Raw genomic sequence first — 18,393 nt, forward strand, 5'->3', positions numbered from 1 at the left:
CGCGTTCCCAACTCAGTCGGCCTCCAGGGCGTCTGCCTGCATCGTCAGGTCTGCCGCGACGCGATCCCAGTCCGGTCCGTGCAGCCACAAGTTCTCGGCAGCCTCGCGCATCAGCGCTGGCTCATCGGGTCGCTGGAGGAGCACCAACCGGTAGGAGAGGTTGCGAACCCAGACCGGCAAACGACCGTCGACCACGTGCGGGCTGAGCTCACGGAGCATGGCGAGGATCGAATCCGCGTCAGCAAAAGTGAGTTCCTCGACGAAGTAGTGCTCCCGGTGGTCAAAGTCGCACTCAGGCGTCGGTTTGAACTCGTCTCCGTAGAGACACCGGGCGTGCTCCGTCAAGGTGTTGTGCATGTCCTGGAGCCTATGACGCCTTGATCCGCGGGAACGAAGCTGGGGCCTGTCCCGCCGATCAGCTGGAGGGCGCCGCAGCGGTACTTTGGCCGGAAACTTCGAGAGGGGCGGGTCGGCGGGTGGACAGAGACCGGCGGCATGCAGCTGTCGTGGTGCCACGTGAACTCGGGCGAAGCCACGACTTCCGTGACCGGGCGGATGCCGGTCATGGTCTGGCAGGTTTCGCCGAGATGCCGGAGGCCTTCGGGCCGCTGCTGGAGCTTGTGCTTGACGCAGGTGACACCTTCGTCACCCGGGTGACCGCGGAAGCCGTGCTTCGGCGGAAGGGCAGGATCGGGTTGGCGGTAGTCGCCTCCGCACTGGCAGTCGCCGACTCGAATCACAGCGATTGGATCCATACCGCACTTCACGATGTGTTCAGTATTCTCTCCGAGGACCGGGACAACGCGATGCAGTTGTGCGAGGAGATGTTGCGGGACAATGACGACCGGGTTGCCCTGGGAGCTCGTTCGAAGCCGGAGGGGCGAATGCTGCTGGTCACGGCGATGGATCGGCGTTCGCAGGCGGCGTCGATGATCCGGTAGAACGCCTCTGCGGCGTGTTCCCCGACAGGCAGCAGCCCGATGTCGTCGATGACGATGAGGTCCGCGCGACAGATCCGGGCGACGGTCCGGGCGGTGAATCCGTCGACCTTTCACTTCCCGACCGCGGCGCGAGTGGTTCCAGGCTGAACCAGGAAACCCGCGAGTCGTCTCGATCGAGGCCTGGGCCAGGCCCTTGGTGAAATGGCTCTTGCCCGTACCCGAGGTCCGACGCCCGCCGATCCGCAGGCCCTCGCCCCAGTCGCACTGCAGCCACCGGCCCGGCTCGGCACCGGCGGCAGCGGCCGCACCACCACGCACTCCGCGTCCATCATGTCGCTCGGATACCGACGCTCTCGCAGACGATTGTCGGCTGCGTTTCCGAACCGGTGAGCCAGACAGTCACACTCCCGAGTGCCCGCGAGGGACTGCATGGGCATCGGCACGCAAGACTGCGGCACCAGGGCCTCCTGATGCTCGGTGATTCGACACCAGCGAGCTGCTCAGGAGGCCCTCCTCCCAAGCTCCGAGCCCCCGACGACCACCCGACCGGGACGGCGGTTCGAGCACCAAGTCCCCAGAGTATTACGACAAAAGCTACTTATACGTCGGGGTGCTGCGGCAGGGCGAGCCAGTCCGACCAGGAGATCTCGCGGCCGAGGAAGCGTGGCTGCTCGAACGGCCAGTCGGCGGAGATCCACTGCGGCACCAGCTCGTCGAGGGACTGCTCGACCTTGCTGCCCGCCAGCTCGTCCACCACCCACCAGGAGATCTCGCCGTCCGCGCCGGCCCTCTCCGGCGGGTCGATGTAGACGCAGCCGAGCAGAGCTGTCTCCACCGTGTTGAACAGCGCGTAGTTGAAAGACTGGTGTGCGGCGATCTCCTTCTCGTGCCGCAACAGGTCGGCTTGGCCGGCCTCGTATGTGATGGTGGCCGCGGGCCAGCCCCAGGCTGGGCCGAAGATGGTCCACAGCCGCTCGCGCGAACCCATCACAGCCGGATAGTCGAGCGGGGCATCCGCCTCCCGGATCGGCCGCAGATGATGATCACCGCCCGGCAGCGGTACCAGGACGGGATGGACGAAATCATCGGGGAGCCAGCTCATAGCGCCCGACCGTAGCAGTGCGCGGCCGTCCGGCCCCTTGGATTTTCCCGCATACCGTCACACTTCCGGGGCACCTTGAAGCGGACACCGGTGAACGCTGCGGCGATCGCCGCGCACCTCGCGGGCAGCACCGGCCTCCTGGGCGCCACCGCCGTCCGGGTTGCCACTCTGTGGTGGTGGCCGCTCCCACGGATCAACAGCCACTCTCACGGCACCCCTCCCGCATGACCAGCCGCTGTTCCCCTGGCCAGCCCCGACGAGTCGGAACGGCACACGGTCCCGCGAACGCTTTGGAGTGGGCCGTCAGGGAACCGGAGAGGACACGTCTGCTCCCCGACGCCCGCGAACCGGCTTCTGAAACGATCAGTCAGTCAGCGCCGCTGCCGCCGTCCGGTCTCGGACCGGCAGATGGCCAGTTGCGAGCGGGTGCCCAGAGAATCAGGGTGGTCGGCGCCCAGGACGCGCACGCGACCGGAGAGGGTCTGCTCCAGTATCTCGGCGGCTTCCACGTGTTCGCCCAGTCGGTGCAGGGCGTCCGCGAGATTGTTTCCGCTGGTCAAGGTATGCGGGTGGTCCGGGCCGAGGATGCGCGTGCGATCTGCGAACACTGCCCGGTGCAGCTCTGCGGCGCGGGTCGGATCGCCGCGATGGTTGACCGTGGCGGCGAGGTTGTCGCGGCTGGTGAGGGTGAGGGGGTGATCTGGGCCCAGTACGCGGGCGCATTCGGCGATGTTCTGGGTGTGGAGCGTGGCCGCCGCGGTGTGGTCACCGAGCTGGTCGAATGACTTGGCCAGATTGTCACGGCTGGTCAGAGTCAGGAGGTGGTCGACGCCCAGGATTCTGGTGCGGTCTGCGAGTACCAACGCGTGCAGGGTGGCGGCCTCGGCGTACTGACCGCGGAGTTGCAGGACGTACCCGACATTGTTGCGGCTCGTGAGCGTATCGGGATGCTCCGGCCCCAGAACCCGCATCCGGTCGGCCAGATTCTGCCGGTGGATCCCTTCGGACCGTTCGTACCCGCCGAGGCAGTGGAGGCTGTTGGCGAAGTGGTTGCGTGCGGTGAAGGTGTCTGGGTGTTGGTCGCCGAGCAACTCGACGCGGTGATCGAGCACGGTCTGCCGCAGGCTGAGCTGCAGGGCATAGCTTCCCGCGTCGCCCAGCACATCCGCCAGTATGTTGAGGGCGGCGCAGGCGTCCTCGGACGGGACGAGACCCGGGTAGTTGAGCAGAAGAGGTAGATGCGGGGCGAGTAACCGTGCGGCGGCCCAGCCCGCCGATCCGACGGTCCGGAGAGGAGTCACCTCACCGCGCAGGGCGTTGACCGTTGCTTGCTCGTAGTCGTGGAGACGGTCCGGTTCATCTGTGGTCAGAGTCAGTGCGGTGATCTCGCGGACTAGTGGGTGCAGGGTGACACTGCCCCCTGCGCGAGGCCCGGTTCCGGGCACGTACGGTTGCTCCGCCGGCACGCCGAGCAAGCCGTAGCGTTCGAGGCCGGCCAGGGCTTGGTCCAGAGCGGCCCGGTCGACGGGCCGGCGGACTGCCGTCGTCAGCAAGTCCGGTGTGATGAAGGCCAGAGGCACTGGTGCCTCGGCGAACAACGCCAGTTGGCGTAGCAGTGGACGGGCCAGTGGGATGCCTTCGCGGTCGAGTTGATCGAGTGAGACCTCCCAAGTGCGCCGGACGGTGGACCTGGCCACGTTCGGATCCGCAGGACGTGGATTGTCAGCTCCTACCAACGCGGTCAACTCCTCTTCCAGTGCGCTTTGATACGCAGCGAAGTCACGGTGTCTGCTGGTGGACCCCGTCACATAGCGTCCGGCTGCCTGCAAGGCGAGGGGCAGTCCGCCGAGCCGGGAAGACAGAGCCTCAGCCTCAACCAGTGTGCCGCCATCGGGAGCGCTATCCAGCAGGACCATGCCGCCTGCCGCCGCTCGAAGCGGCTCGAGCCGTATCAATTCCGCGGCGTTTCCCCAGGTGGCGGCTGCCGTGTCCCGGCTGGTCACCAGGAACAGGCCGCGCCCGTAGGGGCGGATCCAGCCGCGGTAGTCGGCAACACGCTCGCCCTCCGGACTGATCCGCTCAGCTTCGTCGGCGTTGTCAACAACCAGCAACCACTTCTTCGTACTGGCAAGTTGCCGCCACACGGCATCGGGCAGGTTGTCATTGCCGGATTGCGCGGCGCTGACCGCGCTGCGCGGCAGACCGCAGCCAACGGCCGCCTGGACGAAGTCGTCCGAGAGGGTTTCCGGGCTGCGCCAGCGAATCCAGAACACCGCGTATCCGTCGCGGCGGGCATACTCCGCAAGTGCTGCCGCGAGCGTTGTCTTGCCCATGCCTCCGGCCGCGCACACCACAGCGAACCGGCCGCCGGGCCTCCTGAGCAGAGACATGAGGCGGGCGAGTTCCCGGTCGCGGCCGCGCACACGGTCAAGGACCACGTGTGGCGGGTGCAGCGAGCCTGGCCGGGCACCGGAAACCAGCCCACCGGCGTCGTCGGCCGGCTCGTCCAGTCGGCGGCTCGCGGTGGCCAGACCCGCGCTCAAGACGCTGAGTACACCGAACGCCGCCCAGACCACCCAGGGCCGGTCGGCCCATTCCGGTGCCACCGCACTCGCGCGCTCGGCAACGGTCCCCAGCACCGCCGCGATAAGGGCCCCCAGCCCGGCAATGGCGGCACCCGCTCCGGCACGTGTCCGCACCGCTTGACTGCGCCGCACGCCGACCCCCTCTGAGAGCAATGGCTGTCCGGACGACTCAGCGCATCCGTAGAGCGAACGGTTCCACGGCCCCGCCGACCTGTCGAGGCCCCCACGAGCGGGGGCCTCAGGCAGACGAGGACCGAATCGTGCGCGTACGCCAGGAAATCCACTTCGCGTCCAACCCCGACATCCAAGCCACGCTCAGGCTCACCGATTTCGACATCACCGTTTCGGTGAGCACGCCCGTCGCACGGTAAGCGCCAGCCAGGGTGCGGCGCGGGTTACCGCCACACGCAACTGGCAAAGGGTGGGGCAATCGGCGCACGCTACGGTGCCGATGCCCGGCATCGTTCGATGTGATGCCGCCACGAGATCCACGCACCTCATGTGCCGCATACAACCCGTCACATAACCTCGAGCGGGGAGACTCACATGATGAGGTGCGTCTCTACTTCGAGGAGGTGAAGGTGACCGGAACCGGCGTGCGGTGGCTCGCAGGTGCGCTGATTGCGGCGTGCCTGCTCCTTGTCGGCCCCAGCGCACCGAACGATGCCTACGTCGCCAAGCCGCTGCCGGCCGACGCCCCCGAGGAGGTCGTGCCGAACCGCGTCATGACGTGGAACATCTGCAATCCCTGCAAGGGGAGCGGCCAGAACGTCGGCCGGGCGGCGGAAATCGCCACGTACGCGCCTCAGGTCATCGGCCTGCAAGAAGCGTGTGTGGGTGATGTCGAGAGAATCCGGGATCATCTGCGGTATCTGTACGGGCTGGTCTATCACGTCGCGTACGGATCGGTTCTGCGGAGTTGGAGCCGCTGCGGGGGAGTGCCATGGAGCCCGGGGGGCTTCGGTCAGGCGATCCTCTCGGCGGCTCCGATGACCGACCGTGTGAACGTGGAGTACCCCGAAGGCGGTTCCGAGGACCGCGGGTACATGGCCGTCACCACCCTCGTGGACGGCCGGCCCGCCCGGGTCTTCAACACCCACCTGGCCCAGCGGAGGCAGGAATCTGTCCGTGCGAAGCAGACCGGCGTACTGGCGAAGGCGGTCGCCCAGTATGACCGCACGATCGTTCTCGGTGACTTCAATGCGGTGCCGGATACCGTCGAACTTGCGGAAATGTGGGGCTTGTTCACGGATTCGGACCCCGGGTGCGGTCCCTCGGCGGCCGGTGCGTGCGAGCCGACCACCGATTGGCGCAGCAAGTTCGACTACATCTTCCTGCGTGGCTTCGCCCCGATCGAGCACGGTGCGCATGGCACCCCGCACTCGGACCACGATCTGGTGCAGGCTGATCTGAAGCGGGCGTAGCGAGGTCCGGCGCTGCCAGCCGGCGGCTGGGAAGGCGCTGCCGTCGCCGACCTCGATCAGGATCCGTGCTCCGGTCCTGAGGCCGATGCCCGGCATCGGCCTCAGCACCTTGGAAAGAGGGGGCCTCCAGAGTTCCTCGATCCGCCCGGGCAGAGGAACTTTCGGGCCTCCACTTCCAGAGGTTCCCTTAGTCGGACCGTCCCGGAGTGTCGCGCCGTCGACCTGGGGATTCCCCTTCGGGGGTCTGCAGTCGAGTCAGGGGTCACGGCGAGATCTGAAGGTGATCTTCCGGCCCTCCGCGTCCAAGTCCGCCGGGGTAGACCCGATGCCGGCGATAGTGCCCAACGACCGGGAGAGAAGGCCGGCCTTTTCTCCCTGCTGCAAGAGAGTTCACCGTGTAACCGCACGTCTCGTCCCGCTCGTCCACTGGGCGCGAGCTTCTCGGGGGAGGGCACTGATGTTGCGGTTTCACCTCACAGCCGACGACCTGACCAGGCTGCGCCTGGCCACACGACCGAATCCGCTCTACGAGGTCTACCGCAGCCTCTTGCTGCTGCAGAGCCGCGAGGCAGCTGTGCACTTCGACCCATGGCGTCTGCGGGTTCGACGACGGCTCGCGAAGGCGAACCTGACCGGCGTCGTCCACCACCTGACCCGCTTGTACCCGCTGCAGGCCTACTCTCCGGATTTCCTCGTCCCCGACGCTGAACCCGTCGAGATGGAGGCCGGTCTGGATCTGCTCATGTCGACACCGCGCAGCACACTCCAAGCCCAGATGGCATGTGCACCACCCACGGCTCGCCCGCGCCGTGCAACTGCGCACCAGATCCTCGGCGCACATCGACTTCCCCGCCCCGGGACTTGCCGCCATGGCCCAGAAGCGCGCGCCGCCCGTCCGGGGAGAGTCGGCGAGCACAGCCCGGCTGGTCGTCGGAGGTCAGCGGCACACCCCACAGCGTGTCGTCTGATGAGCCCCGCCCCGGCGGGGAACTGTGGGGGTATGACGACACAGCTCGGACTTCCCGAGGACATCCAGGCCTGCCTCTTCGACCTCGACGGTGTGGTCACCAGGACGGCGGTGGTGCATGCCGCCGCCTGGAAGGCGACCTTCGACGCCTTCCTGCGCGAGCGGGACGGAGCGGACTTCCGCCCCTTCACGGACTCCGACTACGATCAGTACGTCGACGGCCGCCCCCGAGCCGACGGCGTCCGCTCCTTCCTCGCCTCCCGCGGCATCGAGTTGCCCGAGGGCACCCCCGGCGATTCGCCGGACACGCAGAGTGTCAACGGCGTCGGCAACCGCAAGAACGAACTCCTCCTGGAGAAGATCCGCACCGACGGCGTGGAGCCCTACGAGGGCACGCTGCACTACATCGACGCGGTCCGCGCCGCCGGACTCGCCACCGCGATCGTCTCCTCCAGCGCCAACACCCGCGACGTACTGCACTCCATCGACGCCGAGCGGCTGTTCGACGTACGGATCGACGGTGTGGTGGCCAGGGAACGGAAACTGCCGGGCAAACCACACCCCGACACCTTCCTGGCCGCTGCCAGCGACCTCGGCGTCGAGCCGTCCCGCGCCGCCGTCTTCGAGGACGCGCTGGCCGGCATGGACGCGGGCCGATCCGGGCACTTCGGCTTCGTCGTCGGCGTCGACCGCGTCGGGCAGACCGACGCCCTCTACGCCCACGGCGCCGACCGTGTCGTCAAGGACCTCGCCGAACTCGGAGGCCGCGCGTGATCACCAACCGGACGTACACCGTGGAGCCCTGGCGCGTGCGCGAGACGGCTCTCGACCTCGACCTCCTGGCGCAGAGCGAGTCCGTCTTCGCCCTGTCCAACGGGCATGTCGGCTGGCGCGGCAACCTTGACGAGGGCGAACCGCACGGGTTGCCCGGCAGCTACCTCAACGGCGTATACGAACTGCACCCGCTGCCCTACGCCGAAGCGGGCTACGGCTACCCCGAGTCGGGCCAGACCGTCATCAACGTCACCAACGGCAAGCTACTGCGGCTACTTGTCGACGACGAGCCCTTCGACCTGCGCTACGGGCGGCTCGGCAAGCACGAACGCACCCTGGACTTCAGGCGCGGCGTGCTGGAGCGGAGCTGCGAGTGGACCTCCCCGGCCGGTACGACCGTCCGGGTGCGTTCCACTCGCCTAGTCTCCCTCACCCAGCGCGCCATCGCCGCCGTGGAGTACGAGGTCGAACCCGTCGACAGCAGGACCAGGGTGGTCATCCAGTCGGAGCTGGTCACCAACGAGAGTCTGCCCTCCTCCGACGGCGACCCGCGGACGGCCAAGGCGCTGCAGTCCCCGCTGGAGCCGGAGGAGGACCAGGCCATCGGGTCGAGGTTGCGTCTGGTCCACCGCACCCGGCGCAGCGGCCTCAGGGTCGCCGTGGCCGCCGACCACGTCGTGGACGCCCCCGGGGAGATCACCACCAGCAGCGAGAGCAACACGGACGTCGCCCGCCTGACCATCACCTCCGTCCTGGACCCGGGACAGCGGCTGCGGGTGCAGAAGACCGTCGCCCACGGCTGGTCGGGCGCCCGCTCCCGGCCCGCTATGAGCGACCAGGTCGAGGCCGCGCTGGCCGCCGCCGCACATGGCGGATGGGACGAACTGATGGCCCAGCAACGGGCTTACCTCGACGACTTCTGGGCCCGCGCCGACGTCGAGGTGCACGGCGACGAGGAGATCCAGCAGGCCGTCCGCTTCGCCCTGTTCCATGTGCTGCAAGCCGGCGCCCGCGCCGAACAGCGCGCGATTCCGGCCAAGGGGCTGACCGGTTCCGGATACGACGGCCATGCCTTCTGGGACACCGAGATGTTCGTGCTGCCCCTCCTCACCTACACCGCGCCCAAGGCGGTCGCCGAGGCGCTGCGCTGGCGGCAGGCCACTTTGCCCGCCGCCCGGGACCGCGCCACCCAGCTCGGGCTGCGCGGCGCCGCGTTCCCGTGGCGGACCATTGACGGTTCGGAGGGCTCCGCGTACTGGCCGGCCGGCACCGCCGCCTTCCACGTGGCCGCCGACATCGCGCACGCCGCGGTGCGTTACACAGCAGTGACCGGCGACACCGACTTCGAACGCGAGACCGCCCTGGAACTCCTGGTGGAGACGGCCCGGCTGTGGCGCTCGCTGGGCCATCACGACCACCACGGCGTGTTCCACATCGACGGCATCACGGGGCCGGACGAGTACAGCGCCGTCGTCGACGACAACACGTACACCAACCTCATGGCCCGCTCCAACCTCCTCGCCGCGGCCGACGTGTGCGAACGCCATCCGGAGGAGGCGGCCCGGCTCGGCGTGGACGAGGAGGAGAGCGCCGCCTGGAGAGACGCCGCCGAGGCCGTGCACATCCCCTACAACGAGGAGATCGGCGTCCACGAACAGCACGCCGGCTCCACCCACCACCAGCGCTGGGATTTCGCTGGCACGGGCGCCGACCAGTATCCGCTGATGCTGCACTTCCCCTACTTCGACATCTATCGCAAGCAGGTGGTCAAGCAGTCCGACCTCGTGCTGGCCATGTACACCTGCGGCAACTGGTTCGACGCCCACTGCGACGACGATCAGATGGCCGCGAACTTCGCCTACTACGAGCCACTGACCGTACGGGACTCCTCCCTGTCCGCGTGCTGCCAGGCCGTCGTCGCCGCCCGGACCGGGCATCTGCGGCTGGCCTACGACTACGCCACTGAGGCCGCCCTGATGGACCTGGCCGACTTGGAGCACAACACCCGCGACGGACTGCACATCGCCTCGCTGGCCGGTACGTGGATGGCACTGGTCGCCGGATTCGGCGGCACCAGCAGGGACGGCGACAGCCTGCGCTTCACTCCCCGCCTGCCTGAGAAGTTCAGCCGCCTCGCCTTCCGGCTCCAGTTCCGCGGCCGGTGCCTGCAGGTGGAGGTCGGGCCCGACAGGGCGACGTACTCGCTGCTGTTCGGCGATCCCCTGACGATCCACCACCACGGGACGGAGGCGCACGTGAACGGGGAGGGGCCCGTCACCCTCGCCATCTCCGCGCCGAAGCGGCGGCCCACCCCTGAACAGCCACCGCACCGCCGTCCGGGCGTCGCCGACCGGTGGGGCCCGGAGCAGGGATGAGACGGCGTGACTGGGCGAGCTCTGCCCTGTGTATCGGTGGCACGCCAAGTAGTGCTTGGTCATGTTGGTGCGAGGTCTGGCATGTTGCGGTGACAGGTGGGGCAGGCGCCGGTCCAGGTCAGGGCCTCGCCCACGCCCGTGCATGTATGCGGATCAGGCCGCGGGTTTCGCCACCTCCGCTTCTGCGGCACGGGCGAGACGTTCGACCCAGTCCTGGTGATAGCGGTAGACCGCGCCGGGATGCTTGTGGCCGAGTTCCTCGAGGAAGAAGGAGCCCTGTTGTGTTTCTTCGGTCAGCACGTGACAACCACTTTTCGTGGGCGTGATTACCCAGCCGTGGTACGCGCTCGAACCGGATTCGTCGCCGTCGACCGTCGTCTCCCACGAGAGCCTGGTGAAGGGCTCATACTCCGTCACGTTGAGAGTCATGGGAAAACCCACCGTCACTCGGCTGTACGTGATTCCGAGCTCCAGTACTGTCTCATGGCCCAGGATCTTGACCTGATCTTCGGGAGGAAAGTAGCTCGACCAGTTCTCGGCATCGACGAGCAGCTTCCACACCACTTCAGGCGGCGCCTTCACGTCGATATCGTTGAGCGCGTAGAGAGCCGACGTTTTCGGGTCATACCGTTGGGGCCAATTCACCTTGTCGTACATTCGCTGTCTTTCCTGTCCGAGCGTTTTGGAGAGAACGCTTCAATTCGCCAACTGCTGTCCGAGGCGTTTGGACGGAAAGTCCGTTCACCCGGCAGAGCTCAAGTCGCTTCGAGGAGTTGGTCGCTGTGGTTCGATGTGAGGCTGTGGGCGGTCCGCGGCGGGGGCACCCCTGGAGCTGTCGCGGGAGGACCGCATCCCGCTGGTGCTGCGTACTGACTCCAGCCTTCGGCAGTCCGCTGTACCCACGAGTCAGCCGGCGCGATTGTTAGGCTCGGCCGCTACCTTGGCGAGTGCCGCGAGAAGGTTCTCGTGTGTGCGCCAGAAGACTTCAGGATCCTGCTTCGCCAATTCGATCCAGAGCGGGCCTTGCATCGTCTCCTCGGTCCAGAGGTGGCTCCCTCTCGGCGTGGGTGTGATGATCCAAGCGTGGTAGGCCTTGGATGCTTCCGACGCCTTGGGGTAACCACCCCAGGCGATACGCGTTACAGGTTGAAACTCCTGTACGGATGCGAAAACGTCCTGGCCGGCCAGGTTGGTTGCGAATCGAGTTCCGAGGTGCAGCGATTCGTGGCCGTCAAGCAGCTGGACATGTTCGACGCCGGGGTAGAAGGTGGGCCAGGTCCGGGGGTCCACGAGCAGGGACCAGATCGTTTCAGGAGAAGCTTCGACCTCGAGCTCGTCGGTGAAGTGGATCGGGGAGCGACTTGGGGCCAGGGCTTCCGGCCAATTTATCGCTTCAAACACAGAAATCTCCAGATGGCTCCTGACGTATGCCGGTTGAACGTGGACGGCGCTTCACGCGCGGGCGACGGCCACCGAGTTCCTGACGGCCTCCAGGGCGGCGGCGTGCGAGACGATGGGCTTGTACCCGAGTTCGGCTACGGCCTTGTCGGTCCGCAGGGTGCACGTCTGCCCGAGGAACCAGCGAACAGGCACGGGGATCGCACGGGCGGCAGTCACGGCGTCCAGTTCGGCGGTCGGCTTGTCGACGCCATGAATCTCGAACAGGGTCTCCCAGAAGTCGCGGAAGGTGACGCGGTGTTGGTCGGTGACGAAATATGCCTGGCCCGGCCGGCCGTGCTGCCATCCGAGCACGAGGCCCTCGACGCAGTTGTCGACGAACGTGATCTCAGTCGTGTGGCGACCGCCCTCGATCCAGGCGAACTGCCCCGCCTTCACCATCTCGATCAGCATGTCGATGAGGATGCTGTCGGGACCCCATACCATCCTGGGCCGGATCGACACCGTGGCGAATCCCGGCGCGTTCGCGTCGAGCACGATCGCCTCGGCCTCAGCCTTCACCGCAGAGTAGACGGCTTCCGAGTCCGGCCGCAGCGGTGCGGTTTCGTCGACGTCCACGAGGGGGTCGCCGGCAAGGAGCGCGGCTTCGGTTCCGCAGTGAACGAACCGGGGAACCTTGGCATAGCGGGCCGCGTCCACTGCTGCCTGAGTGCCGCCGACCGTCACCACCTCCTGACGTGCACGGTTGCTGGAGATCTCGGTTTCGGCAGCGAGGTGAAAGAGCACTTCGCTGCCCTTCACCGCGTCCCGCCACGTGGCCGAGTCGGTCAGCTCGCCCCGCACGGGTTCCGCGCCCAGCGCTGCCACCTTGGTGGCCGACTCCTCGCTTCGGACCAGAGCTCGGACCGTATGCCCCTCACTGACAAGCCGACGGACCAGCACTTGGCCGATGAACCCCGAACCGCCTGTGACGAATGCTCGTGCCATGAAACTCTCCTTCATCGATACCGGCCTCTCGCCTGCCTCGGGGCGAGAAGGTCTCACGGGGTGAAGCGGTCTCCGGTCACGAGCCATTCCCTCGAAAAGATTCATACTTCGGTGGGCTGCGATAAAATTTCGACATGACTTCTCTTCGGGCGCTGGAATGCCTTGTCGCGGTCGCGGACTCCGGGTCGGTCACACAGGCTGCACGGCTGCTGCATTCGTCGCAGCCCGCTGTCTCTCACCAACTCGCCGCGCTGGAACGCGAGACAGGGACGATCCTGCTTCGCCGCGAACCCAGGGGAGTCAAACTCACTCCTGCCGGGCGTGCCGCCGTCGTGGATGCCAGACGAGCGATCGAGGCGGCTGCCTCCGCGGTCCGGTCGGCCCGCGCCGTCGGCGAGGCGACCGGGGGATCGCTCCGGTTGGCCTGCGCGCAGAGCCTGATCTCCGTGCTCGCACCGGTCGTTCGCGAGTGGTACGACCGTCACCCCGCGGTGACGATCACATTGCGCGAATCCACGTCGGCAGAAGAGCTTCACGGTTTCATCGACGCCGACGAAGCGGACGTGGTGCTGATGCCCGCTCCGGTGCCCGACCGCTTCACGGCCACTGTGGTCGCCGACGAGGAAATCGTGCTGGCGGCACCAACGGACCACCCCATCGCCCGGCAGCCCGTCGTCCGCGTACAGGATCTTGATGGAGTGCGCCTTGTCCACTTCGCTCCGGACAACGGCCTCAGCACGTGGCTTGACCGGTCCCTCACCAAGGCCGGAGTCCGCCCGGAGCCTGTGATGAGGACATCGGTGACGGTCGCAGCCCCGCAACTCGCGGCCGCCGGCCTCGGGGTCGCGGTATGCCCGGTGAGCGCGATCAGCGCCGGCTTCCCGGGCGCGGTCCGATCCTTCTCACCACACTGGGTCAGGCAACTGGTGGCGGTCACCCCCACCACACTCGACCCGCTCGCCGCGCGGTTCGTCGCCAACATGCGCAAGCACGGGGTGCACGTGCCCCGCGACGTGCGAACTCAGCTCGGAGGGGACAACTCGACTCCCACGAAGGCGTGACCGCCCGCCTGAGGATGGCCCCGCTGAGACGGTAGGCGACCAGGTCGTTCGCCGGCGACCAACAGCGTGGGCGGCGTCAGCACCCATCGACTCGGATGATGAGCTCCTCGAGGCTGCGGCCGTAGCGGTCGAGCGAGGGGACGACAAGGGTGTCCGGCGTCGAGGAAGGCCTGGCACGCCTTCAGCTACGGGCGGAGGGTGCTCCGGCCGGACTTCTCGGCCGCGAAGATCTTCCGGCATCCGGCGGCGGTGAGGGCATCGATCTGCCGGTCGAGCTTCTGCCCGCCGCTCGACACCGTGCGTACCCGATGTTGATCTCGGTGCGTACCAGCGGCTCGGCGACAAGGAGTTCGGGGTGCCCGAACGACTCCGAAAGGTCACTCATGGCCCTGGATCATGTCGGAAATCGGCGTTCCCGAATTCTTGAACGACCCAGGTTTTTGAAGGGGATTTGAAGGTTCTCGGTCCTATTCAATCTTGAAGCGGTGATCTTCAGAATGCGTTTGTTCTTTGAAGGCGAGGCTCATCGACCCGCATCGTCTTCTTCGTTGGATCCGAGTGCCGGGGTGAGGGCGGTTGGTGCGATGACGGGCCCTCATCAGCACCCCGGGCGAGACTCGGACGGCACGGTCGGCGTCAGCCCGGCGGGTACGCAAGGGCTCATCCCGGCTTCTGATCGACCACGGTGAGTCGCGCCTCCACCTGGTCCCCCAATTCGATCAGAAGGTCCATCTGTGCAGGGGTCACGTGGTCGATCAGCACATTGCGCACGTCAGCCAGGTGGAGCGGGGCGGCTGCTTCGACGAGGGCGCGGCCCTGTTCGGTGATGACCACGACTGCCCCTCGCTGGTCGGTCGCGCATCGCTCGCGGCGGATGAGGTCGCGGTTCTGCATGCGGGTCAGATGCTGCGACAGGCGACTCTTCTCCCATTGCAGCACATCCCCGAGTGCGAACGACCTCAGGCGACCCTCGGGTGCCTCGGACAGGTGAGCCAGCACCTGGTAGTCGGCGGAGGACAGCCCGCTGTGGGTGCGCAGCTGCCGCTCGATGTATGCGGACAGGCCGGCCTGCATCTTCATGAGGCTGCGCCAAGCTCGCTGTTCATGCTCGTCCAGCCATCGCGGTTCATCCATGAAGTCCACCCTACCGCTTTGGTTGACACGTTAACCAGCCAGCCGTAGTGTTTGGTTAACACCTCAACCACATTGGTCGGCGGAGGTTGGCGCCGCAGACAGGCACGCGGCGACGGAGCCGCTCTGCCGTCCCGACAGCCTTCGGCAATCGACTGGAACGGGAAACACACATGTCTACAGACACCCGCTACGCCATCGTGGGCACCGGAAACATCGGTTCGGCGCTGGCGCGCCTTTTCGCCCGGGCCGGAGTCGAGGTGAGCATCGCCAACACCCGCGGACCGCGCTCGATCGGCGAACTCGCCGCTTCCTGGGGCTCTGCAGTCCGGGCCGTGACGCTCACTGAGGCACTGGCGAGCGACGTCATCTTCATGGCCATCCCGTTCGGCGCGGTCGAGACGTTCGGCAACGCCCTGCCCGACTGGAACGGGAAGATCGTGGTCGACACCACCAACGCTCACTACGCGCCCAACGCGGGCGACATCCTCAAGGGCCGGCTCTCCTCGCAGTACGCGGCCGAGGTCCTGCCCGGCGCCCAGATCGTGAAGGCCTTCAACCAGCTTCCCGCCCAGACGCTCGCCGCCGAAGTGCCCTCCGGTCAGGGCAAGCGCGTGGTCTTCGTCTCCAGCGACTCCGACGACGCCGGCTCCCGGATCGCCGAGCTCGCCCGCACACTCGGCCTGTCGCCCGTGGAACTCGGCAGGATCGACGAAGGCGGACGCCTCATCGAGGCTCCAGGCGCACTGGTGCTCAGGAACCTCACCGAACAGCCGCTCACCTGAGTGGCCGCGTTCTGCCTCCCATGGGCGGCACGGCCGGCCCCGACGAGCCGTCCCGCCTCAGTGTCCGGCGCCACCGGCCACACCGCGGCGGCCGGCTCCCGGCCCCGGCCGGGTCGCCGCGCCACAGCGCTCTCCATCGACGAGATCGCACCACAGCAACGCTCATGCGTGAGCAGCGAAACCCGCCGGCACACCCATCCTCCACGGACGCCGGCCCCTCAAAACGGGGGCGGTCCGAGTCACTCTCCAGAAAGGCATGACCCGTGTATGTCTTCGCCGCCGTACTGAGCGTTCTGCTCGCCGTTGTCGGGCTGGCCGCCGGAGTACCGAAAGCCCTGCTCAAGGGCAGCATCCCAGCCCAGTTGCAGTCTCCGGGAGGCCTCAGCGCCCCGCTGGTCCGGTTCATCGGGCTGGCCGAGCTGGCCGCAGCCGTAGGGCTCCTCGCCGGTCTCTTCTGGTGGCCCATCGGCGTTGCCGCCGCCCTGGGATTCGCAGTCGTACTCGTCGGAGCCGTTGGCTTCCACGCCAAGTCCGGCGACTACGCCAACCCCGAGACCCGCGGCCACTCGATGGCACCCGTCATCCTGACCATCATCGCGATCGCTGCCGCCGTCACTCTCGTCCTCGCCTCCTGACCAAGGCTGTGAGCCGCGGCGCCGCAGCTCGTCCTTACCCGGCAAAGCCGGCCGCGTGATCGCGAGATCACCTCTCCACGCGGACCGTCACCGTTCATCCGCATCTGCTTCCCGACCACTGACTAAGGAAAAGAAAAGATGCCGTCCACGCTCACGGAATCAGGCACCGCCACCGAGGCCCCGCATGGGATTCGCCCGCCGGCGCGGATGCACCACAACAACTTCTACACCAGCGACCTGGAAGCGACCCGGCACTTCTACGAGGACATCGCCGGCCTGCCCCTGAGGACGTTCTGGATCGAGCCCGTGCCGGAGGGCCAGGGATCGGAGTTCATCGGCCACGCCTTCTTCGGCCTGGCCGACGGCGGATTCATGGCGTTCATGAACTACTCCGAGGCGGCCGTGCAGGCCACGATGGTCGGCACCGAGCAGCCAATGAGCGTCCACGTCGCGCTCAAGGTCGACGACGAGCAGCAGCAGGAGATCCGCAAGCGAGTGGAAGCGGACGGCTACGAGCACTTCTACATCGACCACGGGGTCCTGCGCTCGCTATACGTCTTCGACCCGAACCGCCTCCTGGTCGAGTTCGCCGTCGACCCCGACGGCCACGAGGAGATGTACCGCCTCGAGACCGAGCGCGCCCACGAGATGATGCGCAGGTACATCACCGGAGACCACACCCCCACCACGCCGGCCAAGAGCTAGGCGGCGAGGCACACGCACGACCACGGGGGAGCGTGGAACCGAACTCCCCTCCGGCATAGGTCGACACGCCACGCGGCGCGGCTCAAGTGTGAGGTCGCCTCACGCGCTCATCGGCGCGTCGCGTGGCGCGGGACCTGCCATCGAAGAAGTCCTGGACGGCTGGCAATGCAGCGCGGACGTCCTGCAGCACTGCCTGAACCGATTCGCTGAATGGAGCGCAACGGTAGTTCACCCGCTGCGCAGGACGGAGTCTCACAGCCATGCCTGACTATGGCCACCCGTTGCGGTTCGGAACGTTCATCTCTCCTGCCAACTGCCCGGTACAACGGCCGGTCGAGCTGGCGCAGCTCAGTGAGCGGCTCGGCTACGACTTCGTCGACTTCCAGGATCACTCCTACAACTCCACCTTGCTGGACACCTGGACCCTGCTGAGCTGGGTCGCCGCGCGCACCGAACGAATCGGAATGTCCGGCGACGAACTGAGACTGCCCCTGCGCCAGCCGTCAACATGCCCCTGATGGACGCCTGGCTCGGACGCATCCCACAAGGACGCCCCGGCCGACCCGAAGAGATCGCCGCAGCGTGCCTCTTCCTCGCCGGCCCCTAAGCCACTTACATCACCGGCACCAGTCTCGTCATCGATGGCGGCTGGAAATCACCGGCTGCCCCGATCTACGCCGGTTCGCGTGGAACGGACCGGCGCCCGCACGCTGAAGGTGCCGGGACCTCTGTCCATGTTTGATCACAAGCTCAAGCGCGTGCTGACATCGCGACCATCGCTGACAAGAGGAGTATGGAGAAATGCGCATCGGATTCATCGGGGCCGGCCGAGTGACCCACGCTATGGGCCGTCACCTGCTCAATGCCGGTCACACGATCGCCGTCTGCAACTCGAGAGGGCCCGAGACGCTCGCCGGGTTGATCAAGGAGTTCGGGCCGGGCGCGACCGCGGAAACCAAAGACCAGGTCGTGGAGAGCGACGTCGTGATCATCTCGGTCCGCTGGGGACAGGCCGAAGAAGCACTGCAGGGCGTCGACTGGACCGGGCGGATCCTGGTCGACGCGATGAACGCGCACGCCGAGCTCGAGGGTGACATCAGCTTGGCCGGTGTGACCAAGTCGCGTGCCGTGCTGGCCGAGACCCGCTCGACGTCGAGTGAGTTGGTGGCCCGGTGGGCTCCCGGCGCGCGACTGGTGAAGTCGATCAGTAACGTGCCGATGGAGTGGATCGAGGACTTCAGCGCCGACCGGCCGCGCACGGTCATGTTCGCGTCCGGCGACGACCCGGAGGCGAAGAACCTGGTCATGGGCATGCTCGGCGGCGCCGGTTTCGCCGCAGTCGATCTGGGGTCGCTCGCCGTCGGCGGCGCGATGCACGAGGTCGGGGCTCCGCTGTCGGGACTCGAGCTGCACCTCATCAAGCGGATGCGCTAGTGTCGTGCGCCGGAAATCCTGGCAATATATTTCGATAACGAGTTGAGGATTTCGTCGGCGCTCTTGGTCCATGTGAACGGTTTGGGGTC

General features: G+C 67.1%; 17 protein-coding genes and 2 pseudogenes. 10 read left to right on the top strand and 9 right to left on the bottom strand.

The genetic code is table 11. The features are described 5' to 3' along the window. Positions 1–12 precede the first annotated feature (12 nt). Complete coding sequence (locus ACIBJG_RS36230; RefSeq protein WP_399314245.1) at positions 13–357, bottom strand: hypothetical protein; 345 nt, start codon at positions 355–357, stop codon at positions 13–15. A 149-nt stretch (positions 358–506) separates the two neighbouring features. On the opposite strand from ACIBJG_RS36230, the gene ACIBJG_RS36235 reads away from it, so the two are divergent. After that, positions 507–941 carry a hypothetical protein gene (locus ACIBJG_RS36235; RefSeq protein ID WP_399314247.1) on the top strand — a complete coding sequence of 145 codons (435 nt, stop codon included), beginning with the start codon at positions 507–509 and terminating at the stop codon, positions 939–941. A gap of 5 nt (positions 942–946) precedes the next feature. On the opposite strand, the pseudogene ACIBJG_RS36240 reads toward ACIBJG_RS36235, so the two are convergent. From ACIBJG_RS36240 to ACIBJG_RS36250, 3 genes and pseudogenes are all read right to left on the bottom strand, one after another. Then, positions 947–1,015: pseudogene (locus tag ACIBJG_RS36240) on the bottom strand (hypothetical protein); the annotation flags it as partial. A 524-nt stretch (positions 1,016–1,539) separates the two neighbouring features. Further along, entirely contained in the window at positions 1,540–2,043 is a 504-nt protein-coding gene (locus ACIBJG_RS36245) for a GNAT family N-acetyltransferase (RefSeq protein WP_399314249.1), read from the bottom strand. A gap of 371 nt (positions 2,044–2,414) precedes the next feature. Further along, the gene (locus tag ACIBJG_RS36250; protein ID WP_399314251.1) at positions 2,415–4,760 is read right to left on the bottom strand and encodes a tetratricopeptide repeat protein; all 2,346 of its coding nucleotides are present in this window, start codon (positions 4,758–4,760) and stop codon (positions 2,415–2,417) included. A gap of 449 nt (positions 4,761–5,209) precedes the next feature. Here ACIBJG_RS36250 and ACIBJG_RS36255 point away from each other — a divergent pair, with 449 nt between their 5' ends. After that, a complete protein-coding gene (locus ACIBJG_RS36255) occupies positions 5,210–6,052 on the top strand; it encodes an endonuclease/exonuclease/phosphatase family protein (RefSeq protein ID WP_399314253.1) in 843 nt (280 codons plus the stop codon). A 21-nt stretch (positions 6,053–6,073) separates the two neighbouring features. On the opposite strand, the pseudogene ACIBJG_RS36260 reads toward ACIBJG_RS36255, so the two are convergent. Next, positions 6,074–6,172 (bottom strand): annotated as a pseudogene (locus ACIBJG_RS36260) (transposase); the annotation flags it as partial. 880 nt (positions 6,173–7,052) lie between these two features. On the opposite strand from ACIBJG_RS36260, the gene ACIBJG_RS36265 reads away from it, so the two are divergent. Both ACIBJG_RS36265 and ACIBJG_RS36270 read left to right on the top strand, forming a co-directional pair. Beyond that, positions 7,053–7,793: a beta-phosphoglucomutase family hydrolase gene (locus ACIBJG_RS36265; protein WP_399314255.1), complete on the top strand. Its 741-nt coding sequence runs from the start codon at positions 7,053–7,055 to the stop codon at positions 7,791–7,793. Continuing rightward, positions 7,790–10,168 (top strand): glycoside hydrolase family 65 protein, encoded by a 2,379-nt coding sequence (locus ACIBJG_RS36270; RefSeq protein ID WP_399314257.1) that lies wholly within the window; start codon positions 7,790–7,792, stop codon positions 10,166–10,168. The genes ACIBJG_RS36265 and ACIBJG_RS36270 overlap by 4 nt, the downstream gene beginning before the upstream one ends. 153 nt (positions 10,169–10,321) lie before the next feature. Here the strand turns inward: ACIBJG_RS36270 and ACIBJG_RS36275 are convergent, their stop codons facing one another. The 3 genes from ACIBJG_RS36275 to ACIBJG_RS36285 form a co-directional block, all read right to left on the bottom strand. Then, positions 10,322–10,825, bottom strand: coding sequence for an SRPBCC domain-containing protein (locus tag ACIBJG_RS36275; RefSeq protein ID WP_399314259.1), 504 nt, complete (start codon positions 10,823–10,825; stop codon positions 10,322–10,324). Between the two features lie 249 nt (positions 10,826–11,074). Continuing rightward, positions 11,075–11,569, bottom strand: a complete 495-nt coding sequence (locus ACIBJG_RS36280) for an SRPBCC domain-containing protein (RefSeq protein ID WP_399314260.1) — start codon at positions 11,567–11,569, stop codon at positions 11,075–11,077. A 51-nt stretch (positions 11,570–11,620) separates the two neighbouring features. Further along, positions 11,621–12,568, bottom strand: coding sequence for an NAD-dependent epimerase/dehydratase family protein (locus tag ACIBJG_RS36285; RefSeq protein ID WP_399314275.1), 948 nt, complete (start codon positions 12,566–12,568; stop codon positions 11,621–11,623). Between the two features lie 119 nt (positions 12,569–12,687). Between ACIBJG_RS36285 and ACIBJG_RS36290 the strand changes: the two genes are divergently transcribed. Beyond that, positions 12,688–13,614, top strand: a complete 927-nt coding sequence (locus ACIBJG_RS36290; protein WP_399314261.1) for a LysR family transcriptional regulator — start codon at positions 12,688–12,690, stop codon at positions 13,612–13,614. 660 nt (positions 13,615–14,274) lie between these two features. Here the strand turns inward: ACIBJG_RS36290 and ACIBJG_RS36295 are convergent. After that, entirely contained in the window at positions 14,275–14,748 is a 474-nt protein-coding gene (locus tag ACIBJG_RS36295; protein WP_399314263.1) for a MarR family winged helix-turn-helix transcriptional regulator, read from the bottom strand. A gap of 170 nt (positions 14,749–14,918) precedes the next feature. Between ACIBJG_RS36295 and ACIBJG_RS36300 the strand changes: the two genes are divergently transcribed. The 5 genes from ACIBJG_RS36300 (at position 14,919) to ACIBJG_RS36320 (ending at position 18,304) form a co-directional block, all read left to right on the top strand. Beyond that, positions 14,919–15,530 (top strand): NADPH-dependent F420 reductase, encoded by a 612-nt coding sequence (locus ACIBJG_RS36300; protein ID WP_399314265.1) that lies wholly within the window; start codon positions 14,919–14,921, stop codon positions 15,528–15,530. Positions 15,531–15,793: 263 nt separating this feature from the next. Then, positions 15,794–16,165 (top strand): DoxX family protein, encoded by a 372-nt coding sequence (locus tag ACIBJG_RS36305; protein WP_399314267.1) that lies wholly within the window; start codon positions 15,794–15,796, stop codon positions 16,163–16,165. 138 nt (positions 16,166–16,303) lie between these two features. Beyond that, complete coding sequence (locus tag ACIBJG_RS36310; RefSeq protein WP_399314268.1) at positions 16,304–16,870, top strand: VOC family protein; 567 nt, start codon at positions 16,304–16,306, stop codon at positions 16,868–16,870. 260 nt (positions 16,871–17,130) lie between these two features. After that, positions 17,131–17,388: an LLM class flavin-dependent oxidoreductase gene (locus ACIBJG_RS36315; protein ID WP_399314270.1), complete on the top strand. Its 258-nt coding sequence runs from the start codon at positions 17,131–17,133 to the stop codon at positions 17,386–17,388. 283 nt (positions 17,389–17,671) lie between these two features. Further along, a complete protein-coding gene (locus ACIBJG_RS36320) occupies positions 17,672–18,304 on the top strand; it encodes an NADPH-dependent F420 reductase (RefSeq protein ID WP_399314271.1) in 633 nt (210 codons plus the stop codon). Positions 18,305–18,393: the final 89 nt, after the last annotated feature.

Origin of the sequence: Streptomyces sp. NPDC050422 (assembly GCF_044458665.1) — a bacterium.
Lineage (GTDB): Bacteria > Actinomycetota > Actinomycetes > Streptomycetales > Streptomycetaceae > Streptomyces.

What these genes read in the sequence shown, in the direction of transcription:
- ACIBJG_RS36230 (WP_399314245.1), bottom strand. Translation starts at nt 357, where the DNA reads ATGCACAACACCTTGACGGAGCACGCCCGGTGTCTCTACGGAGACGAG.
- ACIBJG_RS36245 (WP_399314249.1), bottom strand. Translation starts at nt 2,043, where the DNA reads ATGAGCTGGCTCCCCGATGATTTCGTCCATCCCGTCCTGGTACCGCTG.
- ACIBJG_RS36265 (WP_399314255.1), top strand. Translation starts at nt 7,053, where the DNA reads ATGACGACACAGCTCGGACTTCCCGAGGACATCCAGGCCTGCCTCTTC.
- ACIBJG_RS36275 (WP_399314259.1), bottom strand. Translation starts at nt 10,825, where the DNA reads ATGTACGACAAGGTGAATTGGCCCCAACGGTATGACCCGAAAACGTCG.
- ACIBJG_RS36285 (WP_399314275.1), bottom strand. Translation starts at nt 12,568, where the DNA reads ATGAAGGAGAGTTTCATGGCACGAGCATTCGTCACAGGCGGTTCGGGG.
- ACIBJG_RS36290 (WP_399314261.1), top strand. Translation starts at nt 12,688, where the DNA reads ATGACTTCTCTTCGGGCGCTGGAATGCCTTGTCGCGGTCGCGGACTCC.
- ACIBJG_RS36295 (WP_399314263.1), bottom strand. Translation starts at nt 14,748, where the DNA reads ATGGATGAACCGCGATGGCTGGACGAGCATGAACAGCGAGCTTGGCGC.
- ACIBJG_RS36300 (WP_399314265.1), top strand. Translation starts at nt 14,919, where the DNA reads ATGTCTACAGACACCCGCTACGCCATCGTGGGCACCGGAAACATCGGT.
- ACIBJG_RS36310 (WP_399314268.1), top strand. Translation starts at nt 16,304, where the DNA reads ATGCCGTCCACGCTCACGGAATCAGGCACCGCCACCGAGGCCCCGCAT.
- ACIBJG_RS36315 (WP_399314270.1), top strand. Translation starts at nt 17,131, where the DNA reads ATGCCTGACTATGGCCACCCGTTGCGGTTCGGAACGTTCATCTCTCCT.
- ACIBJG_RS36320 (WP_399314271.1), top strand. Translation starts at nt 17,672, where the DNA reads ATGCGCATCGGATTCATCGGGGCCGGCCGAGTGACCCACGCTATGGGC.